This is a genomic window from Mumia xiangluensis (assembly GCF_010994095.1).
Taxonomy (GTDB): Bacteria; Actinomycetota; Actinomycetes; order Propionibacteriales; family Nocardioidaceae; genus Mumia; species Mumia xiangluensis.
On the sequence record NZ_WJYO01000002.1, the window covers coordinates 448,718 to 472,940 of the forward strand.

The 24,223-nt window shown below is 71.3% G+C and carries 23 protein-coding genes, 1 tRNA gene and 1 other RNA gene; 8 read left to right on the forward strand and 17 right to left on the reverse strand.

Going from position 1 to position 24,223, the window contains the following annotated elements:
- Positions 1-23: 23 nt before the first annotated feature.
- Complete coding sequence (locus GH747_RS08280) at positions 24-365, forward strand: DUF3817 domain-containing protein (protein WP_205602847.1); 342 nt, start codon at positions 24-26, stop codon at positions 363-365.
- On the opposite strand, the gene GH747_RS08285 is transcribed toward GH747_RS08280, so the two are convergent.
- From GH747_RS08285 to rnpB, 4 genes are all read right to left on the reverse strand, one after another.
- Complete coding sequence (locus GH747_RS08285) at positions 304-1,734, reverse strand: MFS transporter (protein WP_205602848.1); 1,431 nt, start codon at positions 1,732-1,734, stop codon at positions 304-306. The genes GH747_RS08280 and GH747_RS08285 overlap by 62 nt on opposite strands.
- 10 nt (positions 1,735-1,744) lie before the next feature.
- Positions 1,745-2,194, reverse strand: coding sequence for a MarR family winged helix-turn-helix transcriptional regulator (locus tag GH747_RS08290; RefSeq protein ID WP_149769106.1), 450 nt, complete (start codon positions 2,192-2,194; stop codon positions 1,745-1,747).
- Positions 2,195-2,241: 47 nt separating this feature from the next.
- A complete protein-coding gene (locus tag GH747_RS08295) occupies positions 2,242-2,430 on the reverse strand; it encodes a hypothetical protein (RefSeq protein ID WP_149769107.1) in 189 nt (62 codons plus the stop codon).
- Positions 2,431-2,466: 36 nt separating this feature from the next.
- Positions 2,467-2,865: RNase P RNA component class A (gene rnpB / locus GH747_RS08300), an RNA gene on the reverse strand.
- A 256-nt stretch (positions 2,866-3,121) separates the two neighbouring features.
- On the opposite strand from rnpB, the gene GH747_RS08305 reads away from it, so the two are divergent.
- On the forward strand, positions 3,122-3,703 hold the full coding sequence (locus tag GH747_RS08305; RefSeq protein WP_149769108.1) for a TMEM165/GDT1 family protein: 582 nt from the start codon (positions 3,122-3,124) through the stop codon (positions 3,701-3,703).
- Positions 3,704-3,775: 72 nt separating this feature from the next.
- Here GH747_RS08305 and GH747_RS08310 read toward each other — a convergent pair whose 3' ends face one another.
- Positions 3,776-5,218, reverse strand: a complete 1,443-nt coding sequence (locus GH747_RS08310; RefSeq protein WP_149769109.1) for an RNB domain-containing ribonuclease — start codon at positions 5,216-5,218, stop codon at positions 3,776-3,778.
- Between the two features lie 77 nt (positions 5,219-5,295).
- On the opposite strand from GH747_RS08310, the gene GH747_RS08315 reads away from it, so the two are divergent.
- The gene (locus GH747_RS08315; RefSeq protein WP_149769110.1) at positions 5,296-6,057 is read left to right on the forward strand and encodes a YaaA family protein; all 762 of its coding nucleotides are present in this window, start codon (positions 5,296-5,298) and stop codon (positions 6,055-6,057) included.
- A gap of 29 nt (positions 6,058-6,086) precedes the next feature.
- Here the strand turns inward: GH747_RS08315 and GH747_RS08320 are convergent, their stop codons facing one another.
- From GH747_RS08320 to GH747_RS08355, 8 genes are all read right to left on the reverse strand, one after another.
- Entirely contained in the window at positions 6,087-7,241 is a 1,155-nt protein-coding gene (locus tag GH747_RS08320) for a bifunctional RNase H/acid phosphatase (RefSeq protein ID WP_149769111.1), read from the reverse strand.
- Positions 7,238-7,942 (reverse strand): zinc ribbon domain-containing protein, encoded by a 705-nt coding sequence (locus GH747_RS08325; protein WP_149769112.1) that lies wholly within the window; start codon positions 7,940-7,942, stop codon positions 7,238-7,240. The genes GH747_RS08320 and GH747_RS08325 overlap by 4 nt, the downstream gene beginning before the upstream one ends.
- 105 nt (positions 7,943-8,047) lie before the next feature.
- A complete protein-coding gene (locus tag GH747_RS08330; RefSeq protein WP_149769113.1) occupies positions 8,048-9,199 on the reverse strand; it encodes a Nif3-like dinuclear metal center hexameric protein in 1,152 nt (383 codons plus the stop codon).
- A gap of 10 nt (positions 9,200-9,209) precedes the next feature.
- On the reverse strand, positions 9,210-10,757 hold the full coding sequence (locus GH747_RS08335) for a DUF2339 domain-containing protein (protein ID WP_149769114.1): 1,548 nt from the start codon (positions 10,755-10,757) through the stop codon (positions 9,210-9,212).
- Between the two features lie 244 nt (positions 10,758-11,001).
- Positions 11,002-11,073: transfer RNA gene (locus tag GH747_RS08340), tRNA-Val, on the reverse strand.
- A 179-nt stretch (positions 11,074-11,252) separates the two neighbouring features.
- On the reverse strand, positions 11,253-11,714 hold the full coding sequence (locus GH747_RS08345) for a peroxiredoxin (protein ID WP_149769115.1): 462 nt from the start codon (positions 11,712-11,714) through the stop codon (positions 11,253-11,255).
- Positions 11,715-11,722: 8 nt separating this feature from the next.
- Positions 11,723-13,348: an AMP-binding protein gene (locus tag GH747_RS08350; protein ID WP_149769116.1), complete on the reverse strand. Its 1,626-nt coding sequence runs from the start codon at positions 13,346-13,348 to the stop codon at positions 11,723-11,725.
- A 79-nt stretch (positions 13,349-13,427) separates the two neighbouring features.
- On the reverse strand, positions 13,428-13,847 hold the full coding sequence (locus GH747_RS08355) for a DUF3052 domain-containing protein (protein ID WP_149769117.1): 420 nt from the start codon (positions 13,845-13,847) through the stop codon (positions 13,428-13,430).
- A 256-nt stretch (positions 13,848-14,103) separates the two neighbouring features.
- Here GH747_RS08355 and aceE point away from each other — a divergent pair, with 256 nt between their 5' ends.
- Both aceE and GH747_RS08365 read left to right on the forward strand, forming a co-directional pair.
- Positions 14,104-16,866 carry a pyruvate dehydrogenase (acetyl-transferring), homodimeric type gene (gene aceE, locus GH747_RS08360; RefSeq protein WP_149769118.1) on the forward strand — a complete coding sequence of 921 codons (2,763 nt, stop codon included), beginning with the start codon at positions 14,104-14,106 and terminating at the stop codon, positions 16,864-16,866.
- Between the two features lie 79 nt (positions 16,867-16,945).
- A complete protein-coding gene (locus GH747_RS08365) occupies positions 16,946-18,121 on the forward strand; it encodes a phosphatase PAP2 family protein (protein WP_163695410.1) in 1,176 nt (391 codons plus the stop codon).
- Between the two features lie 46 nt (positions 18,122-18,167).
- Here the strand turns inward: GH747_RS08365 and GH747_RS08370 are convergent, their stop codons facing one another.
- Positions 18,168-19,163, reverse strand: coding sequence for an alpha/beta fold hydrolase (locus tag GH747_RS08370; protein ID WP_228552836.1), 996 nt, complete (start codon positions 19,161-19,163; stop codon positions 18,168-18,170).
- Between the two features lie 67 nt (positions 19,164-19,230).
- Between GH747_RS08370 and GH747_RS08375 the strand changes: the two genes are divergently transcribed.
- A complete protein-coding gene (locus tag GH747_RS08375) occupies positions 19,231-20,433 on the forward strand; it encodes a PucR family transcriptional regulator (RefSeq protein WP_228552837.1) in 1,203 nt (400 codons plus the stop codon).
- Positions 20,434-20,813: 380 nt separating this feature from the next.
- Positions 20,814-21,350, forward strand: coding sequence for a hypothetical protein (locus GH747_RS08380; RefSeq protein ID WP_149769121.1), 537 nt, complete (start codon positions 20,814-20,816; stop codon positions 21,348-21,350).
- Between the two features lie 6 nt (positions 21,351-21,356).
- Here GH747_RS08380 and GH747_RS08385 read toward each other — a convergent pair whose 3' ends face one another.
- On the reverse strand, positions 21,357-21,857 hold the full coding sequence (locus GH747_RS08385) for a DUF3145 domain-containing protein (RefSeq protein ID WP_149769122.1): 501 nt from the start codon (positions 21,855-21,857) through the stop codon (positions 21,357-21,359).
- Between the two features lie 161 nt (positions 21,858-22,018).
- Between GH747_RS08385 and GH747_RS08390 the strand changes: the two genes are divergently transcribed.
- Complete coding sequence (locus GH747_RS08390) at positions 22,019-22,684, forward strand: NAD(P)H-binding protein (protein ID WP_149769123.1); 666 nt, start codon at positions 22,019-22,021, stop codon at positions 22,682-22,684.
- A gap of 13 nt (positions 22,685-22,697) precedes the next feature.
- On the opposite strand, the gene GH747_RS08395 is transcribed toward GH747_RS08390, so the two are convergent.
- Positions 22,698-22,976: a hypothetical protein gene (locus tag GH747_RS08395; RefSeq protein WP_149769124.1), complete on the reverse strand. Its 279-nt coding sequence runs from the start codon at positions 22,974-22,976 to the stop codon at positions 22,698-22,700.
- Positions 22,977-23,058: 82 nt separating this feature from the next.
- Complete coding sequence (locus tag GH747_RS08400) at positions 23,059-24,201, reverse strand: sugar phosphate isomerase/epimerase family protein (protein WP_163695413.1); 1,143 nt, start codon at positions 24,199-24,201, stop codon at positions 23,059-23,061.
- Positions 24,202-24,223 lie beyond the last annotated feature (22 nt).

The window sequence follows — 24,223 nt, forward strand, 5'->3', positions numbered from 1 at the left end:
CGCCGCCCGGTACGGTCGATGCCGTGACCACGATCGCCACGCCCCCGCAGACCAGCCACTCACGCACCCGTACGGCGTTCCGCGTCGTCGCTTTCGCCGAGGCGGTGTCGTGGGCCGGACTCCTGATCGGGATGTTCTTCAAGTGGGTCCTCGAGACCACCGAGGTCGGCGTGAAGGTCTTCGGGCCCATCCACGGCGGCATCTTCGTCCTGTACGTCGTGATGTGCCTCGTGGCGTGGCGGTCGTTCGGCTGGTCATTCAAGGTCGCCGTCGCTGCGCTGGCGTCGAGCATCCCGCCGTTCTTCACGCTCCTCTTCGAGGTCTGGGCCGACCGCCGCGGTCTGCTCGGCCGCGCCGCTCGCTGAGCCTGACCTCCCGGCCGAGCGAGCGGTCGGCGACCGCCAGCGCGAGGGATGCCCCGGCCACGCCGGTCATGAACACCGCGAGCTCGCGGACGCCGGTGGTGCTGGCGCCGTCGCCGAACAGCTGTCCCGTCACGACCGCCGTGATGATCGCGCCGAGGTAGCCGAAGGTGCGGAACAGTCCCGCGGACGCACCCATCCGCCGCGGGTCCGCCTGGTCGTACAGGGCGTTCTGGTTCGCCAGGCTCACGAGCCCCTGCGAGACACCGGCCACGACGGCGATCCCCACGAGGACGGCCACCGGGGTCCGGTCGTCGGCCAGCAGCAGGATCGCGACGCTGACCGTGATCTGAGCGACGGCGCCGACGACGAGCTTGACCCTGATCCCCCGTCGCCGGCCGGTCAGCACCGTCACCACGATCCCTGTCGCGAACGTCGGGAGCAGCAGCAACCCCGCCTGCGACGGCGTCAGGCCGCGCCCCGCCTGGAGCCACTGCACGAACCCGTAGATGTAGGCGTACGACACGGTGTAGCCGGCGAGCGTCCGCACGTACGTCGCCAGCAGCGGCCGGTTGCCCGCGAGCACCCGTAGGTCGATGAAGGGCTCGGCACAGCGCATCTCACGGACGGCGAACGCGACCGCAGCGAGCGCACCCACCACCGGCAGCCACACGAGCGAGAGCCGTGGCACGGTCAGGAAGATCATGACGCCGAGCAGGGCGACGGTGAACCACGTCATCCCGAGGACGTCGAGCGAGCGGCGCCCGGTCGAGCGCGCGCGGTCACGGCGGGGAAGGTAGACGGCGCCGAGCACGATGCAGGCCAGCGCGAGCGGGACGTTGACCGCGTACGTCGCGCGCCACCCGCCGACGTCGACGAGCACGCCACCGAGGGTCGGACCGACGACGGCGACGATCTGCGACGTCACGACGAGCATCGTCAGGACGCCGGTGGGCGCCCGGTGCCCCGTCCGGTCGCCCTCGCTGCGCACGAGCGACATCGCTGCCGGGTACGCGGCACAGGTGCCGAGCCCGAGGACCGCCCGTGCCCCGACCAGCACCGCCAGGCTCGGGGCGAACGTCCCGACGAGCCCGGCAGCTGCGGTCAGGGCGGCACCGACGAGGTAGACCGGGCGTGCGCCGTACGCGTCCACGAGCCGGCCGGCGAGCGGCTGACCGACCGCGGTCGCGAGGTACAGGGCCGACACGAGCCAGATCGCCTGCGACGTCGGCGCGTCGAACGCGACGGCGATCGGGACCAGCGCGACGGCGATGATCGAGGTGTTGACGGGGTTGAGGACGGCGCCGATCATGATCGGCGCCAGGAGCCGCCGGTCGAAGGTTGCCGACGGGGTCGCAGCGATGACGGTCACGGCCGTGATGTCACTCGGTCAGCCGGTCGAGCAGGGCCACAGCCTCGAGCAGGGTCTGTCGCTCCGCCTCGGTGAAGCGTTCCTGCATCAGGTGCGGCAGCCAGGCCTCCTGGGCAGCTCTGCCACCGTCGACCCGCCGGCGACCGTCCTCGGTGAGTCCGACGATCTGGCGGCGGCCGTCCGTCGGGTCGGCGGTACGGACGACGAGCCCGCGCTGCTCGAGCGAGGCAAGGAGCGTCGCCATCGACTGCGGACGCACGCGCTCCACGGCTGCCAGGCCGCTCGCAGTGACCGCCTCACCCTTGCCGACACGCGCGAGCACCGAGGCCTGCGAGGGCGTCAGGTCGTCGGAGTCGGTGACCTCGAGGAGCCTGCGTCGAAGGCGACCGAAGATCACGCGGAGGTCGACGGACAGACGCTGGGCCGATGCAGAGACGGGAGCGAACTGATCGCGCGGCATATCGACAGTCTAAACTGCGCAGATCAGACTGTCGATCTGCCCGGGACTCACTCGCGCCAGACCACGTTCTGGTCCGGGCCGTCGACGACCACCAACGACCGCCAGCCGGACGGGGAGTAGATGACTGACCGGCCGGCGTCGGGCCTGACGGCAAGCACACCGGCGTCGTTGATGAAGTAGTCCCCGGTGTACTCGGTGACCGACCCGATGGCGTCTGCAACCTTGAAAGTCGTCATGCCCGTAGCCTGCCAGCAGCTGGAATCCCCAGGGGGCGGATGAGCCGGCCTGTAGGCCGGATTCTGTCAGGGTGTCTCCCCACCCCGGCGACCATCTATCTCGGCGCCGCGTCGCCGCGACGCTCCAGCAACCTACCCGCAGGCTCGGCGAGCAGCTTCGACGCCTGCGCGGGCCCGGAGGCCCTTCTTGGTCTTGCTCCCGGTGGGGTTTACCTAGCCGCCCCGGTCACCCGAGGCGCTGGTGGGCTCTTACCCCACCCTTTCACCCTTACCCGCACCTCACTCGCGTGAGGCCGCTGGCGGTTTGCTCTCTGTGGCACTGTCCCGCACGTCACCGTGGGTGGGTGTTACCCACCACCGTTGCTCTGTGGAGTCCGGACCTTCCTCGGCATCGTCGGTGCGCACCGACGACGACGCGGCCGCCCGGCCGACTCATCCGCGTTCGACAGGGTAGCCGACCGCCGGGAGTCCAGCCTCATTTGGTGGACCGCCGTCCCACCGCGTAGACTCGAGCACGCGAAAGGGAGTAGTCCCCAACATCCGTGTCGACACACTGACCTTCGGGTCCGGTACGGAAGGCGTCACCTCAGGTGGCGCGGACGAGACTTTCGGCCAGTGACACGACCCTACGGACGTGCCTGGTCGAAGGCGCTCCCAGGCTCTTCGTCCAGGTGACGAGGAGCTTTTTTTCATGCTGTACGCGTTCTTGCTGAGCACGGTGGTCATCTTCGTGGCCGAGCTCGGCGACAAGAGCCAGCTGATGGCGATGACGTTCGCGTCTCGCTACCGTCCTCGCGACGTCCTGATCGGCATCACGGTCGCCACCGCCGTCGTGCACCTCGCATCCGTCGGCATCGGCTTCTGGGTCGGTGAGGCGTTCGCGGACGCGCAGCACTGGATCACCCTCGTCGCGGGCATCGCCTTCCTCGGCTTTGCCGCGTGGACGCTTCGCGGCGACGAGCTCTCCGTCGAGGAGCGCTCGAAGGCTCAGCGGAGCTCCGGCGCCGCCGTGTGGGCGGTCGGCGGCGCGTTCTTCCTCGCGGAGCTCGGCGACAAGACGATGCTCGCCACGATCACGCTGGCGACGCAGGAGAACTGGCTCGGCACGTGGATCGGCAGCACGCTCGGCATGGTCGCTGCCGACGCCCTGGCCATCCTGCTCGGCGCGTGGCTCGGTCGTCAGCTGCCGGAGAAGGTCATCCGGTACGGCGCCGCTCTCCTGTTCGCCGGATTCGGCCTGCTGCTGATCGCCGACGGGGTCGGCTGGCTCTGAGCCACCGCTCCATCGGTGCCTGCGTAGTCACCGGCGCGCGTACGGTGACCACGCACTGACCAACGCGACGGTCTACGCGAGGCGGAATCGGACGCTCCGGGCGTCGACGTCGGCCTCCTCGAGCGTCACGCGCACGAGCTCGCCGAGCGGCAGCGGCGCCGTCCCGACGACGGGTGCCTCGACGGCCGGATCGTCCAGCAGGATCGAGCCCTTCGCGGGGTCCTTGTCGTCAGCGTCGATCACCACGCCGCCGAACGACCGGCCGACCGCGTCGGACAGCACGACGGCCTCGACGAGATCGAGGACGGCTCGATCGAAGCGCGAGGCGACCCGACCCGTCGCTCCCATCACGTCCGGGAGGGCCACGAGTCCCTCCCGCGCCCAGGCCGGGACCTCGCTCCCGCCGCTGACGGCCAGGCACACCTCGCTGACGTAACGGTCGGCGAGCCGCCTCAGCGGCGCTGTCGCGTGAGCGTACGGCGCGGCGATCGCGCTGTGCTCGGCCTCGGCGTCGGCCGGCGCGTCGCCATCGAACGCGACGTAGCCGGCACCGCGCAGCAGCCCTGTGCACGCGTCGAGCATCGCGAGGTGGTGCGGCAACGTGGGATCGAGGGTGCGGACGAGCTCCGGGTACGCCATGTCGGCCGGCCACTCGATCCCGAGTCCGCGCGCCGCTCGCCGCAGCCGGCGCAGCCCGTGCTCGTCGGCGGGCGGCAGGGTGCGTACGAGCCCGACCTCCGCCTCGAGCATCAACCCCGCCGCCGCCATCCCCGTCATCAGCGAGATCTGCTCGTTCCAGCCTTCCGACAGCAAAAGCTGCCGGTAGGTCAGCGACCACGAGCCATCGGCAGCCCGCTCGATCTCCTGGCTGGGCAACGGCAGGCTCACGCCGCCGCGCTCGGCCTCGAGAGCCTCGCGTCGTTCGCCCACCTCACGCAGGAGCGCCAGCGTCTCCGGTCCGCGCCCGGCCTCGACCTGGGCCTGCACGCCTTCGTAGTCGAGCTGCGCCGTGCTCCTGACCCGGGCCCGCTCCACCCGCACGTCACGCTGGCGACCGTCGGCATCGAGGTCGATCGACCACAGCACGGCAGGACGTACGACCTCGGGGAGCAGGCTCGCCGCGTCCTCGGACAGCGCCGGCGGGTGCAGCGGGATCCGCCGCGACGGCGCGTACAGCGTCTGTCCCCGGCGGTGCGCCTCGGCGTCGACGGCCCCGCCCGGCCGGACGTACGACACCACGTCGGCGATCGCGTAGTGCACCGTCCACCCGTCGCCGCTGCGCTCGATGAACATCGCCTGGTCGAGATCCTTCGCTCCAGGCGGGTCGATGGTGAGCAGCGGCAGGTCCGTACGGTCGAGGGCCGGCAGGTCGACCTGCCCGGCGGCCGCCTCGGCCTCGGCGAGGACCTCCGGCGAGAAGCCCTGGCGCACCTCGAGCTCGTCCGCGATGGCGTCGATGCGGCCTTCGAGCTCGGGAACGGCCTCCGGGGCGATCGAGAAGTACGCGCGCGTCATGCCGTCCACCCTAGAGAAGCGCAGCGCTCGTGCAGGTCGACGCGGACGGGCCGACGTACGCTCCGTAGGATCGCTGCGTGCTGGTCCTCCTCCCTCCGTCCGAAGGCAAGTCCGTCCCGCGGCGGGGTCGCCCGCTCGATCTCGACACGCTCGCGTTCCCGGCGCTGACCGACACGCGGCGCCGCATCGCGGAGGCGCTCGTGGCGCTCTGCGTCGACGATCGTGAGAAGGCTGCGGACGTGCTCGGTCTCGGGCCGACCCAGACCGATGCGCTCGATCGCGACGCCGGACTGTGGACGCAGCCGACAGCACGCGCGGACGCGGTGTACGACGGCGTCCTGTACGCCGCGCTCGACCTCGACACCCTCGATCCCGCCGCCCGGCGCCGGGCGAGCAGGTCGCTGGCGTTCGCGAGCGCGCTCTTCGGGCTGCTGCGACCGGCGGATCGGATCCCGGCGTACCGGCTTTCGGGCAACGTCACCCTGCCGGGGCTCGGCACGATCGCAAGCCAGTGGCGCGGCGAGCTCGGCCCGGCGGTCGAGGAAGCGAGAGGGTCGGGTCTGCTCGTCGACCTGCGTTCCTCGACCTACGCCGCGCTCTGGAAGCCGACCGGACCGGCGGACCGGCTCGCGACGGTGCGCGTCCTGCACGAGGCCGGCGGACGTCGTACGGTCGTCAGCCACTTCAACAAGGCGACCAAGGGCCGGATCGTGCGGGCGCTCCTCGCCGAGGGCGCATCGCCGCGGACGGTCGGCGGGCTCGCGGCCACGTTGCGCGACCTCGGCTGGACCGTCGAGGAGCACGGCAGCCGCCTCGACGTCATCGTGACCGAGGTCTGAGCGTCCCCTCCGGGCGGGCGGGGGCGGCGTCAGGCGGGTGGCACGACGTCGTACGCGCGGAGCGTCGCGATGCCGTCCGGCCAGATCCGCACCGTGCTCACCGACGCGGGCTGCAGCTCGAGGCGGTGGATGACCGGCATCGGCGCGTCGAGCGCGAGCCGGACGAACATCTTGATCGGCGTCACGTGACTCACGAGCACGACACGACGCCCCCCGTACGCCGCCACGAGGCGCCGCTGCAGACGCTGGACCCGTGCGAAGACCTCGTCGTACGACTCCCCGCCCGGCGGTGCGATCGCGGTGGACGCGAGCCACCGGTCGAGGGTCACCGGGTCGCGGTCCTTCACCTGCGCGAAGGTGAGGCCGTCCCACTCGCCGAACTCCGTCTCCTGCAGGCCGCCGTCGACGACGACGTCGAGTCCCAACGCGTCGGCGACCACCTGCGCGGTCTCGCGGCACCGACGCAGCGGCGACGACACGACGACGTCGGCCCCCTCGGCAGCGACGTACGCGGCCGCTCGCGCCGCCTGCGCCCGACCCTCGTCGTTCAGCCCGGGATCCGAGCCGCCGGTCCCGCAGAACACCTTGGCGATCGTGTTGTCGGTCGCGCCGTGGCGGACGAGGGTCAGCGTCGTCGGCGGGTCCGCGAGCGGGTCGCGCCACCCGACCATCGGGTTGCGGGTCCCCGTGTCTGCCCCCGTGTCCGCGGGCACGGCGGAGGGCTCGACGGCTCGTCCCGCAGCGGCAGCAGGCGCAGTGGCAGGCCCGCCACGCTTCGCCGCATCGAGCGCCTCGTTGAGGATCGCGTCGGCAGCGGTGTTGCGCTCGCGCGGGATCCACGTCCAGACGACACCGGCGGGCGCGAGCTCCTTGGCCCTCGCCGCCAGCGGCTTCATCGACGCATGCTTGATCTTCCAGCGGCCGGCCATCTGCTCGATGACGAGCTTGGAGTCCATCCGCACCTCGACCTCAGCACCCGGGGCGTGTTCCGCGACGAGCTCGAGGCCCGCGATGAGCCCGGAGTACTCGGCGACGTTGTTCGTCGCGACCCCGATCGTCTCCGCTCGCTGGGCGAGGACCGTGCCGCTGTCGGCGTCGCGCAGCACGGCACCGTACGCCGCGGGTCCCGGGTTGCCCCGAGAGCCGCCGTCCGCCTCGACGATCACTCGCCGTGGCGTGCTCACAGACCTGACTCGCCGGTCCGGACGAGGATGCGGTTGCACTCGGGGCACCGGAGCACCTGGTCCGACGGCGTGGCACCGATCTCGCGCAGGTCGGCTCCGTTGATCTCGAGCCGGCAGCCCTCGCAGCGCTTGTGTCGCAGCGCGGCGGCTCCGACGCCGCCGTGGCTCTCGCGGACCTTCGCGTAGAGCTGGAGCAGCGGCTCCGAGACCCGCTCGACCGTCGGCCCGCGCTCGGCGCGCAGGGCTTCGGCGGATGCATCGAGCTCAGCGGTCGACACCTCGAGACCGCCGAGCTCCTCGGCGATGCGCGCGTCCAGCGACGCGAGCGCGTCGGTGGCGGCGGCCAGCTCGCTCTGGGCGGCTTCGAGCTCCTCCATCACCTCGAGCTCGTCGTCCTCGAGCGAGGCGATGCGCCGGTCGAGCGCGACGATCTCGTGCTGGATGCTCTGGAGGTCCTTCGGGTTCGTCACCTGGCCCGAGTCGAGCCGGGTCTGGTCCCGGTCGCGGCGCGCGCGGACGGCGGCGACCTCGCGGTCGGCCCTCGTCTGGTCGGCGGTCAGGTCGGCGACCTTCGTCTGCGCCTGGACGCTGCGCGCGTGCACCGTCTCGCGCTCCGCTCGCAGCTCGGCGAGCACGGCGACCTGCGGGAGGTTCTTACGACGGTGCGCGAGTTGGGCGAGCTGCGAGTCGATGGCCTGCACCTCGAGCAGGGCGAGCTGGTCGAACGGGTCGGCTTTCAGCGTGGGCTCCTCTGACGGGTACGGACGCGTGCGTGCGTACCGCTGGACATGACCGGCTCCACCGTATTACTTCGGCGACCCGAGGTGCGACGTCCACGGGTCGGTGACGAGGCCGGACACCTGGACCTGAACCGTACTCCCCTGCTCGGCGAGCCAGCCGCGCAGCCGGTCGGCGAGCACTGGGAGCCAGGTCCACTCCGCCGCCCAGTGCGGGACGTCGACCACCGCAGGGGCGTCAGGCTGCTCACGCAGCTCCGAGACGGGGTGGTGCCGCAGGTCGGACGTGACGTAGGCGTCCACGCCCGCGGACCGCGCGCGGTCGAGCAGGAAGTCGCCCGATCCCCCGCACACCGCGACCCGGCTGATCACGGAGTCGGGGTCGCCGGCGACCCGCGTCGCGCTGTGGTGTCGCGGCAGCGCGCGTACGACGTGCGCGGCGAAGTCCGCGAGCGTCATCGGCTCCGGGAGCAGCCCCAGCCGTCCGCTGCCGCGGTCGCCCTCCGGCACACCGGCCATCTCGGCGACGGTGTACGCCACCTCCTCGTACGGGTGGGCCGAGCGCACGGCCGCCAGCACCGCCGTACGCAGGTGGCGTGCGGCGACCATCTCGATCCGGGTCTCGTCGACCCGCTCCACCTCCCCGACGCTGCCGATGGCCGGCGACGCGCCGCCGCCAGGGCGGAACGAGCCGGTCCCGTCGCTCACGAACTGACAGCGGTCGTAGTCACCGACGGCCCCGGCACCGACGTCGTGCATCGCGGCGGCGACGGCGTCCGCGGCCTCGCGCGGGGCGTACACGACCCAGGCGTCCAGCGGATCGACCACGTCCGGGTCGAGCGGTGCGAGGTCGGTGAGTCCCAGGGCGCGAGCCATCGAGTCGGAGACGCCGAGCGCCGGCGAGTCGGCGTTGGTGTGGCAGGTGTGGAGCGTGATGCCGTGGCGGACGAGGTCGGTGACCACGCGCCCCTTGGGGGTCGTCGTGGCGACCGAGTGGACGCCCTTCAGCATCAGCGGGTGGTGCGTGACGACGAGGTCGGCGTCGGACGCGACCGCCTCGTCCACGACCGCCTGCACCGGGTCGACCGCGAGCAGGATCCGCCGCAGCGGCGCGCTGGGGTCGCCGACCGACGTGCCGACGGCGTCCCACGAGTCGGCGTGGTGCGGCGGGTACCAGGAGTCCAGGAGTTCGATGACGTCACGCACGCGCAGGTCGCTCACGAGCGACACCCTACGACGAGCCCGTCGTGCGCCCGAAGAGATCCGGGCACCACCGCGTCGGTCCCGCGATGTCGCGCCGGACGTCGATGCGGAGGTAGATGCGGTGGCCGCACACGTCGGCGACCTCGCGGTAGCGGCTGGCGACGACGGAGCGGAAGGCGTCGGTGTCGATGCCCCACCAGGTGAACGACCCCATCTCGACGAGCCACTCGGGGGCGTCCGCCCCGGACAGCACGGCCGTCATCTCGACGAGGTCAGGGTCGCGGACACGGGTCGGCAGGCTCCACGAGTACTCGTACGGCGCGGCGAGTCCGCCGACCCGCAGTACCTGGGGCGACCCGTACGCGACGAGTCCCGAGTCCCCGGGAGAGGCGTGGTCGTGGATCCACTCACCGGCCGCGGTTCCGCTCGACGGCCACCCCCGCACCAGTGCCGGCGTGAGCCACGCGACCGCGACGAGGGTCGACACCAGCGAGAGCGCGATGGCGACCCGCACCGTACGGAGCAGACCCGACCGTACGGCGAGCGCGGCGCCGAGCGCGAGAGGCACGGCCAGCTGCAGCGCGTAGTGGCGCCACCATGACCCGCCGCCGACGATGCCGAACACCGCCCAGCCCAGCAGGGCGAGCGTCGCGATCGCGACCGCGTGCCGTCGCTCGCGGACGATCGTCCACACGGTGACGCCTGCCAGCAGCGCGGCGCCGCTCGCGACAACCGCGAGGGCGAAGGTCAGCGCCCGCTCCGCAGGGGCCACCGTGCTCGAGCTGAGGATGACGGAGAGGGCCTGCTCGCGGAAGCCGTACAACGCCTCCCACACCGCGCCGACGCCAGGCCCGGTCGCTGCCCACCACAGCGTGGCCAGGAGCGGGACGGCCGCACCCGCGGCCCCCGGGAGGATCAGCCTGCGGCCGCGAGCCCCGGCGACGGTCCACAGCACGAGGGCGAAGACCAGCCCGTCGGCGTAGTTCTGCTTCATCAAGAGCGCCGACGCCCCGGCCGCGCCGGCCGCAGCCGCCAGGAGTGCACGACCGCGGCGGCCGCGCGCGTCGTACGTCGCGGAGAGCGCGCACGCGACTCCGACGGCCACGAGCGCGACCCCCGGCAGCCCCGTCGTCAGGCGAGGACCGCTGAAGACGGGCGTGGAGGTCAGCGCGGTCAGCGTCAGGGCCGCCGCCACCGCACCTCGGGACCCTGCCACCACACCGCCCGCGAACCACGCCGCGACGACCGCGACCACCACGAGCGCGAGCGCGACCAGGCGCAGCGCGAGCCGGTCGCCGAGCGCCTCCGACAGGACGTCGGCGGCACGGAAGACGATCAGGAGACCTGGCGGCCGGTCGACCCACTGGTTGCCGTACAGCGACCCCTCGGTCGTCACCCACTGGTGCGCGACCAGCAGGAACCCTCCCTCGTCGGAGGACAGCGGCGCCCACGCGTACGGCAGCCGGAACAGCGTGGCCAGCGCGAGCACCGCGGCGAGCACCGACCATCGCCCGGACTCGAGCCAGCGCAGGACGACCCGCGGCGCGACGGCACCGCGCCGTCGCGTCGCCTGCACGAGACCGCTGCTCAGCTCCTGATCAGCACTCAGGGCTCGATCACGACGTGTTCGTCGACCCTTCCGTGCTGGCCTGGTCCGTGCTGGCCCGGTCCGTGCTGGACGTCATCGAGGCACGTGACCCGCATCGCGTCGGACATCGACTCCCCCGGTTGTCGCGGCACATCTCGAGCCTAGTCGCGGAGCGGGGCCGACGCAGTGACCGTCGGGCGAACCGTCCGTGACGAGCGAGAGGATTCGAGCGTGGGCGCAGAGGGGATCGAACCCCCGACCGCCTCGTTGTAAGCGAGGAGCTCTACCGCTGAGCTATGCGCCCGGAAACGTCCCGGAGGACGGCATTCGGCGCCTCACCCTACCGGATGGCGCCTGCGCGATCAGCCGCCAGGGGCTGGATCGAGCGGGACGGCTGGAGACAAAGACGTGGCCGCTGGCGTCTCGGGTCACCAGCGGCCACGCGTGTTCAGTCTTGCACAGATCCCCGTCTGCGCGGGAGTCTCATGCAGAGATTTCCTCGAGCGCACCGAGGTACGACTTGAGGTCGCGCGCGTCCGGCAGACCGTTCTCGACCTTCCAGCGGACGACGCCCTCCTCGTCCACCAGGAAGCTCCCGCGAAGGGCGCAGCCGCGGGCCTCGTCGAAGACTCCGTACGCCGACGCGACCGCGCCGTGCGGCCAGAAGTCCGCGAGCAGCGAGAAGGTCAGTCCGTCCTGCTCCGCGAAGGCGCGCAGCGAGAACATCGGGTCGCAGGAGATCGCCAGGACCTCGGCTCCGAGGTCGTTGAACGCGGCGAGGTTGTCGCGGATCTCGCACAGCTCGCCGGTGCAGATGCCGCTGAAGGCGAACGGGTAGAAGACGAGCAGCGCCTTCTTGCCGCGGAGCCCGGACAGCGTGACGTCCTCGCCGTGCTGGTTCTTGAGCGTGAAGTCGGGTGCTGCGGTGCCGATCTCGATCGTCATGGAGGGAGTCACTCGCTCTCGTCGGTGGGGTTCAGCCGGCGCTTCAGGACCTTGCCGGTCGCATTGCGCGGCAGCTCGTGAACGAAGCGTACTTCGCGCGGCACCTTGTACCGAGCGAGGTGAGCCTTGACGTGCTCCTTCAGCTCGTCCTCCGACGCTGTCGCGTGCTCACGCAGCGCGACCCACGCGACGAGCCGCTGCCCGTAGGCCGCGTCGTCGACGCCCACGACGGCGACCTCGAGGACGGCCGGGTGCCGGGCGAGGCAGTCCTCGACCTCCTGCGGATAGACGTTCTCGCCGCCGGAGACGATCATGTCGTCGTCGCGCCCGTCGACGAACAGGAGCCCGTCACGGATCGAGCCCACGTCGCCGGTCGACATCAGGCCGTCGAGGACCTCCTTGCCGGTGCCGTTCGTGTAGCCCTCGAACGGGAGCCCGTTGCGGACGAAGACCCTGCCCTGCCCCGTCGTGGACGGGCGGCCCTCGGCGTCGTACAGCGCGACGACGGTGCCGATCGGCGGCGCGCCCGCGGTCCCCGGGTGGGCCCGCATGTCGGCCGGCCGCGCGATCGTCACCCAGGCGCACTCGGTCGACCCGTAGGTGTTGTAGAGGTTGTCGCCGAACTGGTCCATCCACGCCGTCGCCAGGTCGCCCGGCAGGGCCGAGCCGCTCGCCGCCACGATCGTCAGGGCACTCAGGTCGTACGCGTCGAGCTCGGACTGCGGGAGCTGGAGCGCGCGCTGCAGCATGACCGGGATGACGACAGCCGCGTGGCAGCGCTGACGCGCGAGCGTGCCGAGGAAGTCGCGTGGCTCGAATCGGCGACGCAGGACGAGCGTGGAGCCGAGCAGCATCGCGAGGTTGAGGTGTCCCCAGCCCCACGTGTGGAACAGCGGCGCGGCGATGTGCACCCGCATCCCTGCGCGCAGCGGGATCCGGGACAGGAGCGCGGCCCCCGCCGCCAGCGAACCGGAACCGCGGCTCGCACCCTTCGGGGTGCCGGTCGTGCCCGAGGTCAGGATCACCGAGTGGCCCTCCCGGGACGGGGGCCGGAGCTCCTCGCCGGACTGCGTCGCGGCGAGGGAGGCGACCGTACGTCCGCTGGGTGCGTCCTCCCACGCGACGACCCGCGTGATGTCGTCGGGTGCACCAGCGACGACGTCGGCGAACTCGTCGTCGTGCACGAGGACGCGCGGCTTCTCGCGCTCGAGCAGCTCGCGGGTCTGGGGCCCGGAGAACGCCGTGTTGAGGTAGAGCACGTCCGCGCCGAGCCGGCCGACGGCGATCGCCGTGAGGATGAACCAGCGGTGGTTGCGCGCCATCAGCGCGACCGCGTCCCCCTCACCGACGCCGAGGTCGGCGAGCGCCCGCGCGAAGGCGTTGGCCTGGGAGCCGAGCTCGGCGAACGTGATCGACCCGAGCTCGTCGTCGATCGCGATGCCGCTCGGGCTCCGCGCCGCGAGGGACGCGTAACCGCCGGCGAGACCTGTGCCCCAGCGGAGCAGGGCTCGGCCGACGCCGCCGAGGGCGCGCGGGCCGTACGGGCGTACGACACCCGACGTGGCCAGCGTCGCGAGGGACAGCACGGCGACGCCGGCGCGGTGGTGGCCAGGGCCGCGGAGTGCGTGATTCATGGCAGACCTCAGAGGTGGGCGACACGTGCCCAGCATTGTAACCATGAGTTACATCGGGCTGCGCGGCCCTGCCTGCGGGTCAGCGCTTGTGGGTGGACAACCTCGTCGCCGCCCAGTCCGACCCCGCCGACGCCGTCGTCGTGGTCGACAGGCCAGCGATGAGCGCTGCCTCGGCGATGTCTGCGTTGTCCACGTATCCCGGCCGACCCACCTTCGGGGTCATCAACCAGACCGTGCCGCCCTCGACGAGATCCTGGAGCGAGTCCATCAGGCCGTCGGCGAGATCGCCGTCGTCCTCCCGCCACCAGAGGACGACGCCGTCCACGACCTCGCCGTAGTCGCCGTCGACCATCTCGCTGCCGATGCGATCCTCGATCGCCTCGCGGAGCACGTCATCGACGTCCTCGTCCCATCCGAGCTCCTGGACCACCATGTCGGGCTTGAAACCCAGACGGTCGCCCTGCCCCGGACGGTCCGCGTCGTGCGCGGTGGCGCTCACCGATGCCTCCTCGATTGTGCGTGCCCAGGCGCCTTTGTGCCTAGGCGCCACACACTAGCGGCTCCCGGCGCGTGGGGGGCAGCAAGCGCTCGTGCCGGACACCTGCGGCCGTGGCTGAGGTTTGGCTACTCGCAAGTACCAAGTCGCAGTGGGAGACTGGCAACGGACGGACGGCAACGTAACCCCGACGCCGTCGAACGCCGCTGCCGCGCACACCCGTCGCGGTGGCGATCTGTGCGAGAGAAGGATTCGAGAAGTGGCCCAGTCACCCGAGCGGCCCCCCGTCATCCACGAGGGCCTCCCGTCTCAGCTCCCCGACATCGACCCCGACGAGACCACCGAGTGGTTGGACTCGTTCGACGAGATGGTCGACGAACGCGGGCGCGGCCGCGCACGCTACGTGATGCTCCGTCTGCTCGAGCGCGCCCGGGAGAAGCAGGTCGGAGTCCCCGCGCTCACCAGCACCGACTACATCAACTCGATCCCGCCCGAGCGCGAGCCCTGGTTCCCCGGCGACGAGGACGTCGAGCGCCGGATCCGCGCCTACATCCGCTGGAACGCTGCCGTGATGGTCTCGCGGGCGAACCGCCCCGGGCTCGGCGTCGGCGGTCACATCGCGACGTACCAGTCCGCAGCGAGCCTGTACGAGGTCGGTTTCAACCACTTCTTCCGCGGCAAGGACCACCCCGGCGGCGGCGACCAGATCTTCATCCAGGGCCACGCCTCCCCCGGCATCTACGCCCGCGCGTACCTCGAGGGCCGACTCACCGAGGAGCAGCTCGACCGCTTCCGCCAGGAGGTCAGCCACGGCCCGGGCCAGGGCCTCTCCTCGTACCCGCACCCGCGCCTGATGCCGGACTTCTGGGAGTTCCCGACGGTCTCGATGGGACTCGCGGCGCTCCACTCGATCTACCAGGCGCGGTTCAACCGCTACCTGCAGAACCGCGGCATCAAGGACACGAGCGAGCAGCGCGTGTGGGCGTTCCTCGGCGACGGCGAGATGGGCGAGCCCGAGTCTCTCGGCGCGATCGGCCTCGCCGCACGCGAGGAGCTCGACAACCTCACGTTCGTCATCAACTGCAACCTGCAGCAGCTCGACGGGCCGGTCCGCGGCAACGGCAAGATCATCCAGGAGCTGGAGTCGACCTTCCGCGGCGCCGGCTGGAACGTCGTCAAGGTGATCTGGGGGCGCGAGTGGGACGACCTCCTCGCCCGTGACGTCGACGGCGTCCTCGTCAACCAGATGAATCGCACGCCCGACGGTCAGTTCCAGACGTACTCGATCGAGGACGGCGCCTACACGCGCGACCACTTCTTCGGCGCCGACCCGCGCCTGCTCAAGATGGTCGAGCACCTGACCGACGACCAGATCTCCAAGCTCCCCCGCGGTGGCCACGACTACCGCAAGGTCTACTCGGCGTTCGAGGCCGCGATGAACCACACCGGTCAGCCGACCGTGATCCTCGCGCAGACCATCAAGGGCTGGACGATCGACGCGCTGGAGGGCCGCAACGCGACCCACCAGATGAAGAAGCTCACCAAGGCCGACCTCAAGAAGTTCCGCGACCGGCTGCACCTGCCGATCAGCGACGCCGAGATCGACGACAACGAGCTCGCGCCGTTCTACCACCCCGGCGAGGACTCGGACGAGATGCACTACATGCGCGAGCGCCGGCGCCTGCTGGGCGGCTCGCTGCCCAAGCGCGTCGTCCGCGCGAAGCCGCTCGACCTGCCCGCGGACGAGACGTACGCCGAGCTGCGCGGAGGCTCCGGCAGCCAGGCGATCGCCACGACGATGGCGTTCGTGCGGCTGCTGCGCAACCTCATGCGTGACAAGGGCGTCGGCTCGCGCATCGTGCCGATCGCGCCGGACGAGTTCCGGACCTTCGGCATGGACTCGATGTTCCCGACGGCCAAGGTCTACAACCCGCACGGCCAGTCGTACGAGTCGGTCGACCGCAAGATCCTGCTCGCCTACAAGGAGTCGACCGCTGGTCAGCTCCTGCACGAGGGCATCAGCGAGGCCGGGGCGGTCGCGTCGATGACGGCGGCGGGCTCGGCGTACTCGACGCACGGCGAGCCGATGATCCCGGTCTACATCTTCTACTCGATGTTCGGGTTCCAGCGGACGGGCGACTCGCTGTGGGCGATGGCCGACCAGCTGTCCAAGGGCTTCCTCGTCGGCGCCACCGCCGGCCGGACGACGCTCACCGGAGAGGGGCTCCAGCACGCCGACGGCCACTCCCCGCTGCTCGCCCGTACCAATCCCGCAGCGATCCACTACGACCCTGCGTACGGGTTCGAGATCAGCCACATCGTCCAGGACGGCATGCGGCGGATGTACGGCTCGACGGAGGAGCACCCGCACGGCGAGCCGGTGTTCTACTACCTGACGGTCTACAACGAGCCGGTCGTCCAGCCGGTCGAGCCCGAGGGCCTGGACGTCGACGCCCTCCTCAAGGGCATGTACCGCTACAGCGAGGCACCCGAAGGAAGCGGTGACTCGCCGCAGGCTCAGATCCTCGCCTCCGGTGTCGCCGTGCCGTGGGCCGTCGAGGCACAGCGGATCCTCGCCGAGGAGTACGACGTACGCGCCCACGTGTGGTCGGTCACGTCGTGGAACGAGCTCGCCCGCGACGCCGAGGCCGCCGAGCGTGCCACGTTCAACGCCCCCGGCAGCGAGGTCGTCCAGCCGTACGTCACCCGTGCCCTGGCCGATGCCCGCGGCCCGGTCGTGGCTGTCAGCGACTACATGCGCGCCGTGCCCGACCAGATTGCTCGCTGGGTTCCGCAGGCCTGGACGTCGCTGGGCGCGGACGGGTTCGGGTTCGCCGACACCCGCGCCGCAGCCAGGCGCTTCTTCCAGATCGACACGGCGTCGATCGTCGTCGGAGTGCTCGAGTCGCTCGCCGCAGCGGGCGAGGTGAAGCCGGAGACCGCAGCCGAGGCGTACGCCCGGTTCCAGGTCGACGACCCGACGGCGGTCGCCGGTGTCCCGCAGGAGGGCGGGGACGCCTGACGCCTTGAGACGAGGGGTGAGCGCCCACGGGAAGAAACGTTTCCCAGGCGTTCACCCCTCGTCCTCTAGAATGTGCGTTATGGATCCCCGTGACGACGTGACACTGAACGCTGCCTCGAGCGGATCCGGGACAACCTCTGCGACAACCGTCCTCGAGGAGCAGGAGAGCGCGCCGGTCGCCCAGCGGCCGGCGTGGCTGCGCGTACTGCGCTGGCCCTACACGTTCCTCGTCACGTTCTCCGTCGCCGTCGGCGGGTTCACGATCTGGGCGTCCTACTACCTCGATCTCCCGCTGCGCGACCCCGAGGGCTTCCTCGGCCCCGCGTACGTCCGCCTCCCCGCGCTCGGCCTGCTCTTCATCGCCGGCGGGCTCGCCGCGCAGTCGTTCCTGCAGACCAAGAGCGTCCGTGGCCTCTGGTCGCGAGGAGTGACGATCGTCAGGACCGAGTGGAGCTGGGGTCGCCTCGCGCACGCCGCGATCGGGCTGATCTGCTTCTACGTCACCTACGTCAGCTACCGCAACCTCAAGAGCTTCCTGCCGGTCGTCCGCGAGGACGTCCTCCACGACGCCGACCTGATGCAGCTCGACCGTTGGATGTTCTTCGGCCACTACCCGGCGCTGGTGCTCCACGACGTCCTCGGCACGGGATTCATCGCGCTCATCCTGTCGACGATCTACGTCTCGTACCTCATGCTGGTGCCGGTCTCGCTGGCCGCGCTCCTGGTGCTCAACCGCGACCTCTCGCTGGGCGCCTGGTACGCCACCGCGCTGAGCCTCAACTGGATCCTCGGTGTCGCGAGCTACTACCTGATCCCGACGCTCGGGCCGGTCTTCGCCAACCAGTCGTTGTTCGCGGACCTCCCGTCGGACAGCGGTGTCGCGGCACTGCAGCGCTCGCTCGCGCACAACGGCTACGACGTGCGCTTCGACCCCTGGAGCAGCGACAGCATCTACGGCATCGCGGGCTTCGCCTCACTGCACGTGTCGGTGGTCCTGACCGCGTGCCTCTTCTTCGCGATCGTCGGCCTCAACAAGTGGCTGATGCGGACCCTGTGGGTCTACTTCCTCGGCACCGTGCTCGCGACGGTCTACTTCGGCTGGCACTACGTCGCCGACGACCTCGGCGGGGCGCTCATCGCCGTGCTGTCGATCCTGATCGGCGCTGCCGTCACGGGCAACCTCGGCTACCGCAAGAAGCGCAAGGCCGCGCTCGCCGAGGCCGCCGAGGCCGCAGAGGCCGCTCGCGCGAGCTGACGACAGGCCCGGCGTTCACCGCGCCGCCGCGGTCACCTGCCGTCTGTCACCCGGCCGCTGCGCCGAGGTCACCGCTCGTGAGGTCCACGACGGCAGCCGCCGCCTCGATGGAGTCCTGGGCGCCGTCGACGCGCGCTCCGTTCCTGAGCACCGAGCGCCAGCGCCGCGGCCGGAAGGTCGCCGGCGGCGCCGAGTCCACGAACCGCGTGAACACCTCGACGAACAGGTCGGGAGCGTCCTTGTGGGGGAAGTGGCCGCAGTCCGGGAAGAGCTCGACCACGGTGTGCGGGGACCGGCGCTGTGCCGCGAGCGCGTGGCGGGCGGGGATCACGCTGTCGGCCACGCCCCACACGAGGCACAACGGGATGACCTCGGCGAGATAGGCGCGGTCCTTCATGGTGATCCGCTGACCGCGCCAGTCGACCGCGTGGCTGGTGACCGCGAGGACGGCGGACCGCGCCTCACGGTCGCACAGCAGCGCGTACACGTCGGCGGCCTCGCCGAGGTCGCGGGTGTGCGGGAGACCCGACCGAGCGAGGGCACGCAGCGCCGTGCGGACAGGCAGCCGCAGCGGCGGGGCCGTGGCCGCGGCGAGACCGAGCCCGGCTCCCGGCACGGTGAGCAGGCGGACCAGCGGGGACACGTCGCCACCGAGGCCGCCGGGGGCCACGAGGCAGATCCGCTCGGTGCGCTCGGGGTACTGGTAGGCGAACTGCATCGCCACTCCCCCGCCGAGACTGTGCCCGACGACCGTGACGCGCTCGATCTCGAGGTAGGTCAGGAGGTCGCGCATCGCATTGGCGTACGCGCCCAGCGAGTAGTCCGCGCGCGGCTTGTCCGACTCGCCGTGCCCGAGGAAGTCAGGCGCGACGACGGTGAACCGCTCGGCGAGCTGACGGGCGACGCCGAGCCAGGTCGTCGAGTCGCACCCCAGTCCGTGCAGGAGGAGGACCGCCGGGCCGCTCCCGAGCATGCGGTACGCGCGACGATGGCCGTGGAGCGTCACGAACCGCGTCTCGAGCCCGTCGACGGTCTGGGTCACGCGGGCCTCCTCGAAATCCGGAACAGGATACCGGCCACCGGACCGCGCTGCACCTACCCTGGTCGATGTGACCCTCACCACGCACGATCGGTACGCGCAGGTGCTGGACAAGGCGTCCGGCGACCTCACGACCGCGGCGATCGCGACGATGGAGCGCGAGCTCGCCTGGTTCAGCCAGATGGACGCGGAGCACCGGTCCTGGATCTCGCTGATCGCTCACGCCGGCATCGGGCAGTGCGCACAGTGGCTGCGGACGGGCACCACGCCCGTCGATGTGACGTCGTCGGTCTTCGGTGCCGCCCCGCGCGATCTGGCTCGCCACGTCACCTTGCAGCAGACGGTCGCGATGGTGAAGACGACGATCGAGGTGATCGAGCGCCACATCGACGTGCTCTTCGACCCGGACGAGGCGGTCGAGGTCCGGCGACAGGTCTCCGCATACGCGCGAGAGGTCGCCTTCGCGACCGCCGACGTCTACGCGCGGGCCGCCGAGTCCCGGGGCCAGTGGGACGCGCGGATGGAGGCGCTGGTCGTCGACGCCGTCGTCCGCGGCGAGCCCGAGGAGGTCATCCGGTCACGCGCGGCCGCACTCGGCTGGGAGGGTGACGGGAGGGTCGTGGTCCTGGTCGGTGCGGCGCCGCCCGTCGAGGCGCCGGGAGGCGACGGTGTCGTCGAAGGCGTACGCCGCCGGGCGCGGGCCGCAGGCCTCCCCGCGTTGACGTCGGTCCAGATCGAGCGGCTGGTGGTCGTGCTCGGCGAGGTCACCGACGCAGCAGGGGCTGGTACGGCGGTGGTGGGCGCGTTCGGCGACGGCGCCGTGGTGGTCGGACCGGCGGTCCCGAACATCGCGCAAGCACACGGCTCGGCTCGCGCGGCGCTCGCCGGCCTGCGAGCGGCCCGCGGCTGGCCTGCCGCGCCACGTCCGGTCATGGCCGACGACCTCCTCGTCGAGCGCGCGCTCTCCGGGGACGGCAACGCTCGCCGTACGCTCGTGGAGACCGTCCACACGCGCGTCGTCGCGGCCGACCCGACGCTCCGGACGACCCTCACGACGTTCTTCGAGCTCGGCGCGTCGGTCGAGGCCACGGCGCGAAGGCTCTTCGTGCATCCGAACACCGTGCGATACCGGTTGCGGAAGGTGCGAGAAGCGACCGGACTCGACGCCCTGCAGCCCCGGGGCGCCTACACGCTGCACGTCGGCCTGACGCTCGGCGAGCTGCTCGCCACGACGACGGACGTGACGGAGGCCCGTCACGCCGCCTCTCAGTAAGTACCCCCCTTTGTAGGAACCCCACAATCCCGGCTCGCGATTTTGGGTCGAGTCCGCTTCGTGGTTCGGCCCCTGCGACAGGCACCCTTGGTTCGTGCTCGCGATGTGCCATCGCGATCGTCACCGACGGACCACCTCCCGCCGCACCGGCCGGGCATCCGACCTACGCGGATCGGAGCAGTACCGTCGGAGACGATCGGGACGGCCCGGGCACAGCCCTCGCAGGGGCGTTCGGGGGTCGCCCTTGCGAACTGCGTCGGCCGCTCCCACGGGAGCGGCCGACGCACCCCGGCCTGGTGTGCTCTGACCGCCGGCTCCCACCACATCTGTCCCGTCAGGGACTGTTTGTCATGATGGAGGCCGACGACCGAGGAGGGGACTTGCTGGACCTGAGCAAAGAGACGGCCGAGGGCTCACGCAACCGCCTCGCCGCCAAGATCGTGCTCGGTCTCGTGGCCGCAGGCGCCGCTATCGGCCTCCTGATGGGGTTTGCCGGGGCCTCCGCGATGCGCTCGCTCGGGTTCGACTCGGACGCGATGCCGGTCCCGGCGACCAGCGCGCCGACGACGGAGCCGACCGAGGAGCCGGCGACCGACGAGCCGACGACTGCGCCGACACCGACGACGCCGTCGGCGACCCCGAAGAAGTCCGCGACCTTCAAGGCCGCCCAGGCCAGCGTGTCCGCCGGTGAGCGCATCGAGTTCACCGGCAGGGCACCGGAGCTCGGCTCCGGGGCGACGCTCCAGATCCAGCGCAAGGACGAGGGCGGAGGCTGGAGCGACTTCCCGGTCACCGCTCAGACGCGCAAGGGCGGCAAGTTCTCCACCTGGATCGTCACGGGACGGACGGGCCGCTGGGACTTCCGGGCGGTCGGCGAAGGCTTCTCCTCGCCGGTCGCCACCGTCGAGATCAGCTGACCGCGATCAGCCCACCTGGTTGAGCCAGCGCACCGGAGCGCCGTCGCCGGCGTAGCGGAACGCCTCCAGCTCGTCGTCCCACGGGCGTCCGAGCAGCAGCGCGATCTCGTCCTCGAGCTTCGCGCCGCCGAGCGCCGCCTTCGCCATCGCCGCCTTGAGGCGCTCCTCGCTGACCATGATGTCGCCGTTGGTGCCGATGCTCGCGTGGAAGACACCGAGCGAGGGGGTCGACGAGTAGCGTGCGCCCTCCGAGCGCGCGGTCGGCTCCTCGGTCACCTCGAACCGCAGCCGGTCCCACCCGCGTACGGCCGAGGCCAGCGTGGCCCCCAGGCCGACCGAGCCCTGCCACGCGACCTCGGCCCGGTACGTGCCGGGCTCGGCGGGTTGCGGAGACCACGGCAGGGACGCAGGCATGCCGAGAACGCCGGTGACCGCCCACTCGACGTGCGGGCAGAGCGCCGACGGTGCGGAGTGGACGTACAGGACGCCCCGGGTGGCGATGCTCATCAGTGCCTCCTGGATCGAGATCCGCCTTCCCCAACGTCCTCGAACGCAGGCACTGAGTCCATTGTGCAACACCGACGGCTCTTCGCACCATGGGTCGGGTGGCCCGACGTGGCTCGCGTGGAAGGATCGACACCAGACGTCAACCAAGGAGGTCCGATCTCGTGAAGGTCGCCATCGCCGGGGGGCACGGCAAGATCGCCCTGCTCCTCTCGTCCCTGCTCACCTCCGAGGGTCATGAGGTGGTGAGCCTGATCCGACGACCCGAGCATGCAGACGACATCCGGGCGACCGGGGCCGTACCCGTCCTGCTCGACCTCGAGTCCGCGACCGCGACCCAGGTGGCCGAGGCCCTGTCCGGGTGCGACGCCGCCGTGTTCGCCGCCGGCGCCGGTCCTGGCTCGGGTGCCGCCCGCAAGCTCACGGTCGATCGCGACGGCGCGATCCTGCTGGCCGCCGGGGCCCAGCTCGCCGGGGCGTTCCGTTACGTCATGATCTCGTCGATGGGTGCCGGACGTGGCGACGTCGACAGCGACGACGTCTTCCAGGTCTACCTGGCGGCGAAGGGCGAGGCCGACGACGCGGTCCGCGAGAGCGGGCTCGACTGGACGATCGTCCGACCCGGGGCGCTCACCGACGAGCCTGGGACCGGCAAGGTGGAGCTGGGCGAGGACGTCGGCCGCGGGTCCGTCCCGCGCGCGGACGTCGCAGCCGTGGTCGCGGCCGTGCTGTCCGAGCCGCTCACCGTGCGCACCACGGTCGAGCTGATCAGCGGCGACGTGCCGGTGGCCGCCGCCGTACGCTCGGTGGAGCCGGGGCCCCTGGCCTGACGGCCCGTGGCGGTCACACGCTGATCGTCGCCATCGCCGAAACCACGTACTCGCGTGTGCGGGACTTGCCCGTGAACGCCACCTTCATGCTCGCGTCGTCGTCGCCGGCGCTGACGACCGTCACCTGGTGACTGACGGCCAGGATCGACGCCCCGCCCTCGTTCGCCGCGATCTCCTGCAGGCGGTGGGCGACCTCGGACATCGCCGCCGCGATGCTCGCGTTGGCGACGGAGACCGCGTAGACCACCGCGGTCCCCGGCGCCGCCTCGAACGGATCCTGGGGCATCGTCACGCGACTCCTCCTGGCTTCGTGGTGCGGCTGCAGTTCCGAGGTCAGCATCCCACGTCCCCGCGCGCACCCCACGCCACCGCACTCAGGTGAGCTGGTCTGCCCTCCAGCCCGCCGCTGCCGCGTGCGTCCGGTAGGTGACGAGGTCCTTCTTCAGCTCCTCCGTCATGAACGCAGGGGTCAGGTTGCCGGACGCGAACTGCGCGTGGTCGGCCCAGAACGTGGTGTTGAGGACGGCGGTCTGGCCGTTGAGCCCGACGACGTCGTACTCGTAGTGGGTCTCCCCCGGGCCAGCGAACCCGCCTTCGAGGAGGAGCTGGAAGAACTCCCGCCACTGCACCATCCCGGTGCCGGCGGGCTTCCACACCGATCGCACGGTGCCCGACGGGGTCCGCTCGACGAGCGTGTCCTTGAGGCCGACGCTCCTGATGTGCGACATCGCGTAGCGGACGTTGGTGCGCCAGGCGGTGAGAGTGCCCTCGTTGGTCATGTGGCCGATGTCGAGGTTGATCCCGAGCTCGTCGGGGTCGGCGTCGCGGAGGATGTACATCAGGTCCCACACCGATCGAGCGTTGGTGCCGTTCGTCGTGTGGGTGTGGTACGCGGCGGTGGTGCCGTACCGGCGGTTGAGTCGAGCGAGCCCCTTCACCCGCCGGCGGAAGGCGTCGAGCTGGGCGAGGACCTCGTCCCCGAAGGGCTGCGGATCGGTCGCGTCGGGCCCCGACTGCACCTGGTAGGCGAAGCCGCCCCAGCGGTAGAGGTCGATGCCCTCGTCGCGCGCGACGCGGAGCACGTCGGCGACGTAGACGGGCTGTCCGCCACGTTCCGCGACAGGGGTCACGTCGTCGACGATGTCGGTGGTGATGAACGAGCACGACGTGCCGGTGCTCCGCACACCCGCGAGCATCGCTGGGAGGTTGGTCCGGACGTCGACGAGGCTCGGATCGACGTGACCGGTCCGCCGGACCGTGAGGTTGACCGCCTTGTAGCCGAGCTCAGCAGCCTTCTCGCCGATGAGGACCCCGGTCTCGTACGGGTGCTCCTGGGCGTAGGCCTGCGACGTCAGCCATTGGAGGTGGCGGGAGAAGATCGTCCACGTGATGTGCGGGTTCCGCGGGCGCGGACGGTGTGCCGGAGTCGCATGGACGGGGCCACCGGGTGCGGCGGCGGTGCCCGCAGCGACGGCGGCGGTCGCAGCGGCGGTCTGGAGGAAACGGCGTCGTTCCACAGAGGGCTCCTTGGGTCGGAGG